The organism is Amycolatopsis sp. cmx-11-32 (assembly GCF_047608695.1).
Taxonomy (GTDB): Bacteria; Actinomycetota; Actinomycetes; order Mycobacteriales; family Pseudonocardiaceae; genus Amycolatopsis.
Genome location: NZ_JADNQN010000004.1, coordinates 46,705 through 60,261 on the forward strand (window position 1 = coordinate 46,705; position 13,557 = coordinate 60,261).

10 protein-coding genes are annotated in these 13,557 nt (G+C 68.2%); 5 read left to right on the forward strand and 5 right to left on the reverse strand.

Annotation, left to right across the window (positions count from 1 at the left end):
* Positions 1-3 precede the first annotated feature (3 nt).
* Both ACM6LR_RS12675 and ACM6LR_RS12680 read left to right on the forward strand, forming a co-directional pair.
* Positions 4-603, forward strand: a complete 600-nt coding sequence (locus ACM6LR_RS12675) for a hypothetical protein (protein ID WP_414943850.1) — start codon at positions 4-6, stop codon at positions 601-603.
* Between the two features lie 47 nt (positions 604-650).
* The gene (locus tag ACM6LR_RS12680) at positions 651-1,373 is read left to right on the forward strand and encodes a DUF3644 domain-containing protein (protein WP_414943851.1); all 723 of its coding nucleotides are present in this window, start codon (positions 651-653) and stop codon (positions 1,371-1,373) included.
* A 439-nt stretch (positions 1,374-1,812) separates the two neighbouring features.
* Here the strand turns inward: ACM6LR_RS12680 and ACM6LR_RS12685 are convergent, their stop codons facing one another.
* The 5 genes from ACM6LR_RS12685 to ACM6LR_RS12705 all read right to left on the reverse strand — a co-directional run bounded on the left by ACM6LR_RS12685 (position 1,813) and on the right by ACM6LR_RS12705 (position 8,479).
* Complete coding sequence (locus ACM6LR_RS12685) at positions 1,813-3,645, reverse strand: VirB4 family type IV secretion system protein (RefSeq protein WP_414943852.1); 1,833 nt, start codon at positions 3,643-3,645, stop codon at positions 1,813-1,815.
* Positions 3,642-4,805 carry a PrgI family protein gene (locus tag ACM6LR_RS12690; protein WP_414943853.1) on the reverse strand — a complete coding sequence of 388 codons (1,164 nt, stop codon included), beginning with the start codon at positions 4,803-4,805 and terminating at the stop codon, positions 3,642-3,644. Before ACM6LR_RS12690 ends, ACM6LR_RS12685 begins: the two co-directional genes overlap by 4 nt.
* On the reverse strand, positions 4,802-6,805 hold the full coding sequence (locus ACM6LR_RS12695) for a hypothetical protein (protein ID WP_414943854.1): 2,004 nt from the start codon (positions 6,803-6,805) through the stop codon (positions 4,802-4,804). The genes ACM6LR_RS12690 and ACM6LR_RS12695 overlap by 4 nt, the downstream gene beginning before the upstream one ends.
* Before the next feature lie 148 nt (positions 6,806-6,953).
* Positions 6,954-7,466 carry a pilin gene (locus ACM6LR_RS12700; protein ID WP_414943855.1) on the reverse strand — a complete coding sequence of 171 codons (513 nt, stop codon included), beginning with the start codon at positions 7,464-7,466 and terminating at the stop codon, positions 6,954-6,956.
* A complete protein-coding gene (locus tag ACM6LR_RS12705) occupies positions 7,457-8,479 on the reverse strand; it encodes a hypothetical protein (protein ID WP_414943856.1) in 1,023 nt (340 codons plus the stop codon). Before ACM6LR_RS12705 ends, ACM6LR_RS12700 begins: the two co-directional genes overlap by 10 nt.
* A gap of 532 nt (positions 8,480-9,011) precedes the next feature.
* On the opposite strand from ACM6LR_RS12705, the gene ACM6LR_RS12710 reads away from it, so the two are divergent.
* The 3 genes from ACM6LR_RS12710 to ACM6LR_RS12720 all read left to right on the forward strand — a co-directional run bounded on the left by ACM6LR_RS12710 (position 9,012) and on the right by ACM6LR_RS12720 (position 13,346).
* Positions 9,012-10,004, forward strand: a complete 993-nt coding sequence (locus ACM6LR_RS12710) for a hypothetical protein (RefSeq protein ID WP_414943857.1) — start codon at positions 9,012-9,014, stop codon at positions 10,002-10,004.
* Positions 10,005-10,092: 88 nt separating this feature from the next.
* Positions 10,093-11,781, forward strand: a complete 1,689-nt coding sequence (locus ACM6LR_RS12715; protein ID WP_414943858.1) for a recombinase family protein — start codon at positions 10,093-10,095, stop codon at positions 11,779-11,781.
* Positions 11,778-13,346: a DNA cytosine methyltransferase gene (locus tag ACM6LR_RS12720; protein ID WP_414943859.1), complete on the forward strand. Its 1,569-nt coding sequence runs from the start codon at positions 11,778-11,780 to the stop codon at positions 13,344-13,346. Before ACM6LR_RS12715 ends, ACM6LR_RS12720 begins: the two co-directional genes overlap by 4 nt.
* Positions 13,347-13,557 lie beyond the last annotated feature (211 nt).

A 13,557-nucleotide genomic window follows, 5' to 3' on the forward strand; every position in this document is an offset into this window, starting at 1 on the left:
CGCGTGCTCAAGGCTCGCCAGCTCACCTTCGTCAACCCGACTGCCCGCATCAGCGTCCCCGTGCCCCACCAGGAGGTCTCGGCGCCGATCGACCTGTCCGCCGTTCGTGCCGCGCTGAACTCTGCCGAGCCAACCCGCGCCGCGTTGGCGGCGTTGCTGGCCTTCCATGCCATCCGCATCTGGCAACTGTGTGCCCTGCAGCTGGCCGACCTGCGGGACGGCCGACTGCAGGTCGACGATCGTGTTATTCCGCTGGCGGTCCCCGTCCGGCTGCGACTGACCGCCTACCTGACCTGCAGACAACGATCGTGGCCAAATACCGCCAACCCGCACCTGTTCATCCACTACCGCAACGCCAACACCACTCGACCGGTCACCCCGTACCGGATTCGCAAACGCCTCGGTATGAACGCCCAAGCCATCCGCCAGGACCGCATCCTCGACGAAGCCCACGCCAGCCGCGGCGACGTCCGCCGCATCTGCGGCCTGTTCGGCCTCTCCGTCGCCGGTGCCTACCGCTACACCGCCACCGTCGATCACCCGGTGTCGCCCGTTACGAAACGATGCCGCAATGATCTCGCCGTGAAACGCCTTCGCTCATAATCCCGACTGCATCCACAACGGACGCGACACGCGGGCCAGGAGGAGCGATGAAGCTCAAGCAACAGAGCCGGGTGCTGAAGGGTAAAGCCGTTGCCTCGCTGACCTGCGCGGTCGAAGCGTTCAACTCGCCTCACGACACCGGCCGGGTGACTCGCGTTCTGCTGCACCTGCAACACGCGTTCGAGATGCTGCTCAAGGCGGCTCTTGTGCAGACCGGCGAGAAGAATGTGCTCGATAGAGGAACTGGTCGGTCCATTGGTTTCGACAAATGTGTCCGCCTCGCCATGGGGAACAACATCATCAAACTTGAGGACGCTGACGCTGGCGCCCTCCGTGCGATTGACGCGATACGCGACGACGAACAGCACTGGTTCAACGTTGTTCCGGAACAGATCCTTTATCTGCACGCGAGGGCTGGGGTGACGCTGTTCGACGATGTCCTCCAGCGCGTGTTCGCTGATCGATTGGCTACGTATCTGCCCACGAGAGTGCTGCCGGTGTCGGTCGATCCGCCTCGCGATCTGGCACTAGTGCTCGATGCGGAGTACAGCCAGATCAGAGCGCTGTTGCAGCCGGGGCGGCGCGCAGGGCACGAAGCGCGAGCGCGCATACGAACTTTGCTGGCGATGGAAGCTCACGTCGAACCCGACACCAGAGTATCCAATAAGGACGTAACCCGGGTCGAGCGCGGTGTCCGCAGCGGCGACTCCCGTGAACACGTCTTCCCGCGACTGGAGGATATCGCAACGACCGTTGACGGGCAGGACTGACGCTCACGGTCCATTTCGCCCAGAAACAAGGCGCGCCGGTCAGGTATGTCGCAGACGAATCTGTTCCAGCTGCAGCGATTCGCGAGGTGGACCTTCTGAAGAAGTATCACAGGTCGCCTAGCAAACTCGCCTCGGCGGTGGGGCTCAGCGGGCCCCGCAGCGCGGCACTGCGTCAACACCTTGGGCTTGACGAAGACGGCCCATATAGCCACCTTGTTGAGCTCGATTCATTTCGTCAGCGCCGGTATTCCGACAACGCCTTTACAGCGATGCGGGATGCGATCGGCGCCATCGACATGGAAGCCATTTGGCAGGCGCACCGTCCACGGAGGCGTTCGACGAGTCAGGCACTCTGCCCGGTGGGGGATTGCCGTGCCAGCTGATTGAGGCTGAGCGGTCGTTCGCCGAGTTCGCGAACTCCAGGGCTCAGTTACTGTCGTCACAGCTCAACCCACCCTGAGTTCGTTCCGGAATCCTGAAGAGTTGCGAGGAACTTCGGGTCTGTTGTAATGAGCGCGTTTTCCTGCGGAGACGCCAGCGACTGGAACGCGACTCTCTGTGTCCCGGTCGAGAGCAGACCTTGTCCCTTGTCCGCGGAAATAAGGAACTGCTTCTCGCCTTCGGACAGGTTGAAGGTTGCCACGATCTCGTCGATCGCTTGCGGCGCTTGGCGTAGGAGGATCTGCGTAGCCGCGTTCGCGATGATCGCCTTACCCAGCTCGGTGCCGAGGACGTCGCCGACATCTTGGGTCGCGATCGTCAAGCCCGCCCAGTGTTTCCGGGCTGCTTTGGCCATGCGGTGAAGAAAACGCGCCCCGGCAGGGTCCTGCATGAGCAGCCATGCCTCGTCGACCGTGATCAGCCGCGGTCGTCGGATGGCCGGGTTGGACACCCGCCGCCACACCGTGTCCAGCGTGAGCAGCGTGCCGATCGGCCGGAGTTCGTCGGGCAGGTCACGCAGGCTGAACACGGTCAGGTGGCCCTCGGCCCTGGTGGTGGTCGGTCCGGAGAACATGGTGGAGAACGCGCCCTCGGCGAACGGGTGCAGCCGGGCGCCCAAGTCCGCCGCGACCGGGTCCGCGGTGCCGGTGAGGATCGCGGCGAGATCGGCCAGCAGTGGCGCCTGCCGGCCCCAGGTCCGCGGGTCGCTGGTGATCCCGGCCTGCTGGTAGATGGCCATGATCGCCCGGTCGAGAACGGCGCGTTGCTGTGCGGACAGCTCGGTGCCGAGCAGCACTCCGATGACGGTGTGCAGGAACAGAGCCCGGCGCGTCAGGGCGTCCTTGGGTGCGGTGCGACGCCCGTCCGGCCTGATAGCGATCGGTAGGTCGAGCGGGTTGATGCGGACATCCGGGTCGCCGAGACGGAGGTAGGTGCCGCCGATGGCCTCGCAGAGCCGCCGGTACTCGTCCTCGGGGTCGATGATGGACACCTCGCCCCCGCGGTAGAGGCTGCGCAGGGTTTCCAGCTTCACCAGGTAGGACTTGCCCGCGCCGGACCGCCGGAGTGCCACCGCGTTGTAGTTGTCTGCGGAAAAGCGGTCCCAGTGCACCAAACCCTGGCTACCGACGTTGAACCCGTACAGCACACCGGCCGGTGCGGCGACACTGGTCGGGTCGGCTGGTGGAAGGTCCGGTGAGGTGAAGGGGAACGCGGCTGCCAGAGCGCTGGTGTCGAAGGTGCGGCGCATGCCGATGAGATCCAGGGCCAGCGGCAGGGTGGACACCCAGCCCTGTAACGACCGGTAGGCGGTCGGCTGAGCGTTCATCAGCAACGACGCCGCGAGCGCCCGCACTGCGGCGACCTGTTCGGTGAGATCCGCTTCGCTGCTGGCGTGCACGGTCAGATACAAGCCGAGCCGGTACAACTTTCCTTCGCCTCTCGCGACGCGGGCCGAGAGGTCGTAGGCGTCCTCGGTGGCGGCCTCGACCATCGGGTCAAGCAACCGTCCCTTCTCCGAGGTGTGTCGCCGCCCCGACTCCAATTTGGACAGCTGGCGCTTGAGCCGGTTGGCGGCGGTGACGGGATCGATCGGTTCGATGTGCAGCGACACATCGACACGGCCGGGATAGGACAGCAGCGGCTGTAACCATCCTGCGTGGACTTCGCGCGGATAGCCGGTGATCGCGAAGGACGCGACCCATTCGCCACCGATCTCAAGGTGCCGGGGCGCGACCGACAGCGAGTCCGGGGTGAACGCACTAGCCCTGCCCAATGGTGCTTTCGCGTGCCGCGTCCCGCGGTCTCGAGTACGGCCGAGGTTCCTGCTCATAGGTCGCCGCCCTCCCATTCATCCAGGGCCGACGACTCCGGCGACACGCTGTCGCGCCCGCCCCGGGTGCCCGTGCTTCGGTGATGGACTGGCGGCCCGTCGTAGGGGGCGGTGGCAGCGGTGGTGATCACTTCGTCCGCGCCGGCCAGCCCCGTCGAGGGCGGGATCAGGCTGTCGGGGTTACACGCGGTGGCTAGCACGGCGGTGGCCTGGCCCGCGTCCAACGGAGTGACCGTGATCCCCGCGGGGGCGAGCAGTTCGGTCGCCTCCCCCAACCGCCGCACGAGCCGGGTTTCCGCCGAGCGCCGCGCGGTGTCGGTGACCTCGTCGTCCCGGCTGCGGGCGCGCCGAGCCCGCAGCGCGGCAAACGGGGACGCGCCGCCGAGCCCGTCGGTCGGCCCGCTCGCGCGGACCGGCTCGCGGAGCACCAGCAGAACCTGGCGGCGCAACAGATCCGTGGAGCGGCGCAACTGGTCGAGATAGGTCGCGTGCTCCCGGGCCGCCGCTTCGAGCATGGGGTGCGGCAGGCCGGGTGCGGCTTCGCGCAGGTCGTTGATCTGCCTGCTCAGGTCCAGCCGTTCGGCTCGGATGAGCACTTGCACCGGTGCGGAGATCGAGTGCAGATATCGGCCGAAGGACGCGACTAACGCCTCCTGCTCGCCTGGGGTGCGGAGCGCGAAATTCACCGTGCTGGCCACCGCGACCATGGCGACCCCGTCAGTGCCGAGGTCGATGACACCGGCCTCGGTGACCCCTTCCGCGGGTAGCCGCAGCGCCGCCGGAGATACGTCCGACTCGCCCGCCACACCGGTGGCATCGGTCGTGGTGATGCGGCTGGTCAGCCACTCCGGGGCGGCCTGGATGCCCTCGGGTGCGGCGACTCGATGGCGGGGTTGCAGCCGCTGGCGGATGGCCGCGTACAGGAGCCGGTCGAGGCTCATGCCGTCGCGCTGCCCCAAGGCCAGCACCGCCGCGGTGACTCCGATCGGGATCGCGACGATCAGGAAGATCGGTAGGGGTACTGCGTTGCGGGCTAGGGTCCAGGCGCCGTAGAGCACGATCCCGGTCACCGCGAGGATCGCCAGCTGTCGGGCGGTGAGATTGGCCAGAACGCGATCTTCGCGATCGACATCAGACGGTATGCGCACAGGCTGGGTCATGACTTTTCACCTCGACGGGGCGGGGAGTTCGGTGGCGGGGTCGGCGCCCGGAACGCGAGTGGCGGTACGGACGGGGTACGCGGGCGGGCGTCCCCGATGCGCGGCTCCGGTCGCGCAGCCCGGAACACCGGTGCTGCGGGTGGCGCGGGCGTTGGCGTGACCGGTCGGGACACGTGGGACAGTTCCGGAGTTGGCGGCTGGAACCGCAAGTGCGGCGGAACCGCGGCCACCGCGACCGGTCGAGCCGGGGGCGCGATATCACCGGCTCGGCGTGGTGCACCAGCAGCTTGGAACCGGGGCGCCGTCGCGGCCTGCCCGCGGCGGCGCCCGGCGGGCGGCGGGACCGGAGTAGCGGGCTTGGATGCGTAACTGAATTCGGGCATAACGGGTCCTTGGTTGGCCGGGGTGACGGCCGGGTCGTGGGTGGTCTCCTGCGGACCGGGCTGCAGAAACTCCGGGCGCTGCGAGGGCGGGCGCGTCTGCCGGGCCGCGCGGGCACGGTCGGTGTCGTAGGCCGCCTGCAGCCGCCGGTTAACCGCATGCGGCGTCGGCGCGATCCGCGGCTGGGGAGGCCATGGCGGATCGGCGGCAGCACCGCCACTGCCCCTGCCGCCTGTGCCGCCCTTCCCGGCACCGGCGCCGGCTTTGCTGAACCCGCCGGTCTTGCCGGTGACCATCCCGAACGTTTTTGCCGCGATGTATGCCTGCGCCAGCCCGCCGAGGAAGGAGCGGCCGGTGCCGAGCTTGGTGGTGGAGAGGAACCAGAACGGGATCTTGAACAGGATGTAGAGGAGCCCGAGGACGGCGAAGAGCATCATCAGCCCGCCACCGACCGAGCTGAACAGCTTCGTGCTGCCGTTGACGAAGGTGTTGACCGCGACGAGCAGTGCGAGGGACTGGGCGATCTGAATGCCGAGCGTGGCGCCCGTTGCTCGCCAGCCCCAGCGGGCGATGCCGTCGGTGTGGGGGAGCGCGTGGCAGGCGACCCACAGCGGGGCGGAAGCGGTCAGCAGCAGCGTGAGGATGACCCGCACTACGTAGACCAGCAGCAGCGCGATGACCGCGATGACCAGGACGACTTGCAGCAGGATGACGAACAGCCCGCCGGAGGCCATCGCGGAGTAGGTGCCGTTGATCGACTGGGTGAGGTTGTCGCCGAGCTTGGGCGGATCGGCCCCGCCGGACAGGACCGCGGCCGACAGCGCGTTCGCGAGCCGGATCGCCTTGTCGATGACGAACAGCGACAGCATCGAGGCGAAGAAGGAGACGATGAGCCGGGGCGCGATCTCCTTCATCGAGTAGCGGCTCTGGACCGACTCGTGCGACATCACGATGATCCCGCCGATCATGATCAGCCCGCTGTAGCAGGCCAGCACGATCAGCCAGGAGTTGTTCCACAGGTTCGTCACTCCGGGCAGCGAATCCAGCGTCGGCGTCGTGAACGCGGTGTCGCCCAGCAGCTTCAGAAGCGGGTCGAGCGCGGACTTGACCAGCTCGCGAAACACCGCGTTGATGGCCTTGTTGATGCAGCCTTCAATGCTGGTGATCCCGCATTCCGGGTCGTCACCGTCACCTCCCGGACCGGGCTGCACCGGAGCTGTGGCAGGCGGGGGAGTGCTGGGTTGCGGGATGCAGCCTTCTCCGGTGCACGGCGTGGTGGTGTTCGTGTGCGGTGCAGTGCTCGGGCCGCTGGGTGTGCACCCGATCTGGCCGGGGAAACAACTTGTCGGTGCTGGTAGTTCGGTGATTGGCGGCAAGGGGGTCGTCGGCGCTGGCGGACGCGGTGACCCGGTCGGGAAGTGACACGTCGGGTCCGGTGACTCCGGTGCGCACGTGGTTCCCGGCGGGTTGGTCGGCAGGGGCAAGGGCGGTGGTTGCTGCGCGACGGCGACCGCGGCTTGCTGCGCGTCGTGTGGCGCGAGCTTCTCGGGCGAGGCCCACGCACCGACCGTCAGCAGGCAGCCGAGCACCACGGCCACGCCGAGAGGCAGCAGCTGCACCAACCGACGCAGGGGACCGCGAGCGTGACCTTCCGGGATGGGTGGGGCGAGCAGGACCCGCTCCTGGTGCTCCCGGGTCGCTGAGCGCACGCCAGGCCCGTCGCGATCGGGTGCGAGCACACGGGGACGTCGGGTCTTGGCCATGACCTCAGGCCCCGACAATCCCGCGCAGGATCTCCACGGCGAGCGGCGCCAGTGCCGCCAATCCGTAGCCCCATGCTGCGTTCCTGAAGCACCCCTTTGCCTTCTCTGTTTCGCCGGGGTTGCCTCCGGCCAGCAGGTACCGGACCCCGCCGACGGTCAGGAACACCGTCGCCAGGCCGGCCAGGATCCCGACCAGCCAGTCGCGGATGTTGGTGAAGACCTGATCGACACTGGTCGCGAGCGCGAGAACCTGCGTTGATGCCTGCGCCACATCCGCGGTGAGCGCGCTGAGCACGACCGCGCTGAGGACCACCACGGCGATTGACCGGGACATCATGCGGCGCGCGGACGGCGGTTGAGAGGTCCGACGACCTGGTCGTGCGCCACTCGTGCGTGCCACCGGCCGCGAGCATTCGATGATGTCCGCGCGGCGCTGTGTCTGATCAGGTGCGTTCGCCGCGCGTAGGCGTGAGGGCACGGTGGTCTGCTGGGTCTCGGGATGGGGTGTCACGCGCATCGGCGCACCTCCGAAGTCGGCTCGTGCTCGGCGGTCCGCGGAGAACCGGATGGGGTCTCCCCGCACCCCAAGAGGCCGGATTTCGGGTCGTTTTTGGACACCAAGCGTGAAGATTTCTTCGAACCGGCCGGTCGCCCGTTGCGACGACGGCCGCTTACCGCCCGTGACACGACGCCCTCGGCGTCGGTATGCGGGTTGTTCTCGCCGAGGGCGAGTGAGGACAGTGCGGCCCCGGAGACGGTGTCCTCGGAGTCCTGGTCCCCGGTGCGGTCGGCCAGCCACGACACGAGTCGGTGTTCGGCTCGCTGGCGGACTTTGTAGGTCGCCCAGAACTCGCTCCGGTGCTCCGCTCCCCAGGCGGTCAGGGACACCTCGCCCAGCCGGGTCGCCGAGATCAGGTCCGCCTCGGTCGGGGTCAGGACTCCCTCGCTGACCGCGCGGGCGAGCACCAGGTCGGGGTGCCCGTACGGCGGCCGGGGAGCAGTGGAGTGATAGTCCGTGTCCACGGGCGGCGGCGCGTCGAGGGACTCCTCCAGCGCCGCCTGCCCGGCGCGGCGCGCGGCGAAGTGCAGCCGGACGACGATGCCGGGATCGGTCAGGTCCACGGTGGCCAGCGCATGAACGAACCCGGTAAGCACGGCCGCGTGAGCGTCGGCCCGATCGCCCCGGTACCGCGCGCCCAGCCACCGCGCGCTGGCGGCCAGCGAGGGCAGCGCCATGCCGACGCAGGCGACCGTCCAGGCGCCTCCGTGAGCACGCGAGCGCAGCACCAGATGCGCCCACACGTCGTCGCGGGTGCGCGGCGGGCACTGCTTGCTCATCACCCGGTCCCGCAGCTCGTCCAGCGGCACCGGCCGCCGCGGCAACCCGGCGAACTTGGAGCCGTGCACGGCCATCGGTTTCGGCCCGGTCACCAGCCAGCCGAAGGCATCGCGCGCCGTGTCCAGAGGCAGCCAGTCGTGCCCTTCGTGATCGTGGCGAATCACGCCGGACACGCTCTCATCGTCAGCCATTTCCTTGCTCCTATCCGAGTCACTTGCATCGACCACGTCAGGACGCCAGAACGGCAACAAGAAAAGGACAAGAAAAGAACAAGGATGATCTTCTTAGTAGCTGAGATTCGCTACTAAAACAGGCTTCTGGAAGGATTCAGGGCAGGTGGTGCGAGCCAGGCTCCACCGGTCGCTTGAGATCGGCCTTAGTAGCCGTTGAACTGCGCTTTTAAGTGCTTCGTAGTAGCGTCAAGCTCGACGATCGCGGCGCGATCGAGTCGCGGCGGCTCAAGGTCGCGGCATCCAAAGATTCTGTCGAGCCCGTCGCCGGTGACGGAGTTGCGAGTGGCAACTCGCGCCGTTCTTGCCCCGTTGCCTCGCAGGAGCAGGCGACCTTTTGCGTGGAAGGCGTGGCTCAATTTGGTGAATTTTGGGGCGTGCTGAGAATTTGTCGGAAAATTTGGATTCTTGGTGTCCAAAATCGGCCCCGAAACCGGCCTCTTGGGGTGACTTGGCAGACCACGCCACCACACCACCGCGAGGAAGGCCACCGATGACCTCAACGCCTCACCACGAGCCCGGCCGCCGTCCTCACCAGAGGCCGCATCACCGGATGCCTGCCCCGGCGCGCATCGACCAGGGCCGGTGCCGCGCGCCCTCCCGGACAGCCATCGCCGGACGGATCCGCTCGGCGCGCCCGAGCACTCTGTGGCCTTTCGCCGATGCCGAGGCGCTGCCCGGTACCGCGCTGCTTGCCGGCTGGCTCGGCCGCGCGATTCTCACCCTCGTCAGGACGTACACCCGTCCCGGTGACCGTGTCCTTCTCCTCACCCCGCCGGCGTCCCCGCACCTGTCGCCGCGCGCGCCCGGCCGAACCGACGACGGCGACCCGTACACCGGACTCGCCGAAGCAGTCTGGACCGTCGCCCGCCTCGGCCGCGGCGTCGATACCGCGACCGCGGCACCCGCGCCGGACTACCCGAGTGGTCACACCGACCCGTTCCGGCACGCCGGCGCTGGGTCGGGGTCGCGACCCCGACCCAGTCGACCCGGCCCGTGTCCGATGGCGGACCCGGACACCGACTCCGCACACCTTCGTCACCGCGTCGGAGACCGGCCCCGTGGCGGGTTCGATCTGATCATCACCGCGCTCGACCCGCACGCCACCGACTGGCTCGGTCACACCGACTGGAGCGCCCTGCTCACCCCACGCGGCCTCACCGCAGTAGTCACGCACAGTGACCTACTCGGTGGGCGGCTGCTTGACCCGTGCCCCGTCTTGGTGGACACACTGGGTAGTCACGGTTTGCGGTGTCTCGACCACATCGCCGTGCTCACCGCGCCGACACCGGATCCGCTGGCCAGCCCCGCCGCTACCAAGCGGACGGTAGCCGCCACGGCCCCGTGTAGTCGATCGCCGCGGACAGACGGCCCCGGGGCGCTGCCGCTGCGCCGTGTGCACCACGACCTCGTGCTGTTCCGGCGGCCGCCTCTCGCCGCCCCGGAGGGCGACGTCGCCGACAGGACGGAGACCTCGGATGTCTGAGCGTGCTGACAAGCGGTTTCTGCGGCCGGTAGGGGAGCAACCGGAGGTGCCGGTTGTGGCCTCGGTGTGGCCAACCGGAGCAGACAGCGTGGCGGCCCAGTTGGACGAGGGCGGCTACCACGACGCGACCGGCACGGACCCGGCACTGATGGCTCCGGCGATCGCCCGCCACGCCATCACGGCCTTCACCCGGCCCGGCGACGTGGTGCTCGACCCGGACTGCGGAGCGGGGACCACCATCGTCGAAGCGCTGCGCTCCGGGCGGCACGCGATCGGGCTGACCGGGCAGCGCCGATGGTGGCGGCTGGCCCGGACGAACGTGACCGCCACGAAGGCAGGCGGCGTGTTCGTCGACGGCATGGTCCTCGTACTCGACCGACGCCCCGGCACAGCCGTAGCCGCGGCGACAGCGGGACTGACCGGGCGCGTCGACCTCCTGCTGACCACCCTGCGCCCCGCCGGCTCGAACGGCGATGTCGATGGTGCGCTGGACCGGCTGCGGAGCCTGTTGTCGCAGTACCGGCCGCTGGTGCGCCCCGGCGGGCACGTGGTCATCACCTGTGCCCCGCAGCGCCATTCCATCCGGCATGACCTGCTCGACGTTCCCAGCCAGATCGCCGAGATCGGCAGCGCCTCCGAGCTGGCACCGATCGCCCGCTGTCTGGCCCTCACCGCCGCCGTGCGGCGACGACGTGCGTACACCCGCGCGACCCTCGCTCAGCGGCGCGCCGCCGGTCGAGCGGAACGCGCTCTCGGACATCCGATCGCGCTGCCTGCGCACCACACCGTGCTGGTGTTCCGGGCCGACCCCGAGGCCAGTGATCCGGCTTTGACCCAGCTCACCCCGGCGCTGCCTGTGCCGCAGCGACCAAATCGGAGGCTCGCGAAACACGGCTGGCATCGGCCGCCGCCTGAGCACACATTCACTCACTCGTCAGGCGCACAGCCCGCGATTGCGGCGACGCGAGCCGGGATGCACAAGCCGCAGCCAGCGTCCGCCGCGTGTCGACCTCCACCCACTCGCTGCAAGGAGAGGACCGTCATGACCACCACCCCCGAGCGGAGCGACAGCCCGCGCCGGACCTCACGCCGAGACGATCCCGCGCTGTACCCCTTCCTGAAGAACCGTGCGAGGGAACCGGAAACACCGCGCCTGTGGCGGCGGATGCGTGAAGGCCTGGCCGATTTCCTGACGGCCCCGTACGAAGACGACGACTGGCACATGAACGGCTATCTGGCCGTCCGCGGGTACCAGCGTGAGCTGGTTCGGCGGTCGCGTTCCGCGCTCCGGCAGCGCACCCGAGATGGCTGGTGGCTGGGACCCGCGCCGTACGGCTACACCCTGGAACACCACTGGGTCGAAGCCGAAACCGGCCGCGGCGGCTGGCGGCACCGGCTGATCGTCGATGAGCTGCGCGCCCCGGTCGTAGCGCTCATCTTCGCCTGGTACCTGTACGACAAACTCAGCGAGCGCGACATGGTCCGGCTTCTGACCGAGCAGGAGCATCCGCGGCCAGCCGATCCGGTCTCTGGCCGGCTGCGGGCGTGGAGTCCTGGGGCTGTGCGCACCATTCTGAACAATCCCGTCTACCTGGGATACGTCGTGCGGGGTCGCACGCTGCGTGGAGTGGATCAGCCACCGGAATGCTGGACCTGGTCACAACAGCGACGGCACCAGGTTCTGGTCGAGCCGGCCGTGTACTGGGCGGTCTACAACAGCCGGTTCCGGTGGGGGCCAGTGCAACCGGAAACCGACGTCGGCAGGGAGGCCGCATGAGCCGGCACCCGGCCGGGCGCCGGGCCGGCTCGAGCACGGCACGCCCCAGAGATCGCAGGGAGCATCGGATCCTTGACCGTGAACTGGTGATCGGCTCGTTGTGTACTGGCTACGGTGGTCTCGACCTCGGTGTCATCGCCGCGTTCGGGCGAGCCCGCACCGCGTGGGTGGCCGACCCGGACCGGCACGTCAGCGCGATTCTCGCTGCCCGGATGCCGGGCGTGCGCAACCTCGGCGACATCACCACCACCGACTGGACAGAGGTCGAGCCGGTCGACGTTATCGTCGTCGGCTTTCCCTGCCAGGACATCAGTTCCGCCGGCCGTGGTGCCGGCATCAGGAAGGGAACACGCAGTGGACTGTGGCACCAGGTCGTCGCAGCCGTTCGCCATCTACGACCGGCGCTCCTCGTCGTGGAAAACGTGGCCGCGCTCCGCTGGCGCAAGGGCGGCCTCGACGTCGTACTCGGCGACCTGGCCGAAATCGGGTATGACGCGTGTTGGACGAGCGTTCGTGCGTCCGACATCGGAGCGCCGCATCGACGCGACAGGGTCTTTCTCGTCGCTTACCCTGCCGGAAGCACCTTCACCACGGGGGTTGCCGACCCCGACCGTCGGGGACGCCCGTTCATCAGCGAGCAAGACGGTCATGCGAACGATGAAGCCGGCGCAGCAGGCCAACACGACGCTGACCGATGCCGTCCGGCTGCTACCGACTCCACAAGCGAGCGACGACAGCCGGGCCGGTTGCTCACCGGAATTCCGCAGGGCAGGCGGGCATCAGGTGACCTTGCCCGATGCGGTGACGACGTTCCTGCCGACTCCGACGAACAGCAATCCCAACGACGGAGAGGACCCTGTCGGCTGGTTGCGGCGGCAGGCCCGACACCGGAACAGGAAGATCAACGGCAACGGCATGGGCATGCCGCTGTCAATCGCGGTGAGGCTGCTGCCGACCACACGAGCCGGCCATACCGGTCGCGCTCAGAAGGTGGTGCCCCTGTTCCCGACTCCACACACGCCGGAAGGAACGAAGGGCAGCCCCAGCCAGCGCCGATCGAAAGACGATTCGACCTCGTTGCCGGCGGTCGTACACCTCTTGCCGACACCACGTGCGGGTGGCAACCGCAACAGCCGGACCGCGGTGGCGGTGTACAGATCTGGCCCCGGGCTGGAACAGGCTGTCGAGATCGCTCTGGGGATCCTGCCGACCGAACTCGAGACCTGGAGCGAAGCGCCGTCAGCGTGGCGCCACAGGTCGACTGGGGAATCTACGGGCCGGCCATCCGACGTTGGGAGGCCACCTGCGGACTAGCCGCCCCACATCCCACCGAGCCCGGCAAGAGCGGCCGCGCCCGGCTGTCCCCGGCGTTCGTCGAATGGATGATGGGCCTCGATGCCGGTTGGGTCACCGACCTCGACATACCGCGCACCGCGCAACTACGGGCGCTGGGCAACGGAGTTGTTCCTCAACAAGCTGCTTACGCACTCAGACTGATCCTGGCGGATCTGGTTGCCATTCATGCGGCGGACGACTTCCAAGAAGCTTCCAGTCGTGCAGCATGAGGATCGGAAAGTTTGCCACGCAGGCTCTTCAAGGTAGCGGCCTGAGAGCTGGCAATGCGGTGGTCCCCAATACGGGAGCTCCCTTCCTCTCGCATCGACGCTACTGTGCTTGAAAGGACACGAGGTATGGCGGGCGAACTCGAGCGGCGTGATACCGCCGGGCGCCTGACTCCTGACGAGCCACCGGAACTGATTGTCGAGCTCCTTACCG

Bases quoted from the DNA above. Each gene is read 5' to 3' on its own strand.
- ACM6LR_RS12680 (WP_414943851.1), top strand. From the start codon at position 651: ATGAAGCTCAAGCAACAGAGCCGGGTGCTGAAGGGTAAAGCCGTTGCC.
- ACM6LR_RS12685 (WP_414943852.1), bottom strand. From the start codon at position 3,645: ATGAGCAGGAACCTCGGCCGTACTCGAGACCGCGGGACGCGGCACGCG.
- ACM6LR_RS12690 (WP_414943853.1), bottom strand. From the start codon at position 4,805: ATGACCCAGCCTGTGCGCATACCGTCTGATGTCGATCGCGAAGATCGC.
- ACM6LR_RS12720 (WP_414943859.1), top strand. From the start codon at position 11,778: ATGAGCCGGCACCCGGCCGGGCGCCGGGCCGGCTCGAGCACGGCACGC.
- ACM6LR_RS12705 (WP_414943856.1), bottom strand. From the start codon at position 8,479: ATGGCTGACGATGAGAGCGTGTCCGGCGTGATTCGCCACGATCACGAA.
- ACM6LR_RS12710 (WP_414943857.1), top strand. From the start codon at position 9,012: ATGACCTCAACGCCTCACCACGAGCCCGGCCGCCGTCCTCACCAGAGG.
- ACM6LR_RS12700 (WP_414943855.1), bottom strand. From the start codon at position 7,466: ATGCGCGTGACACCCCATCCCGAGACCCAGCAGACCACCGTGCCCTCA.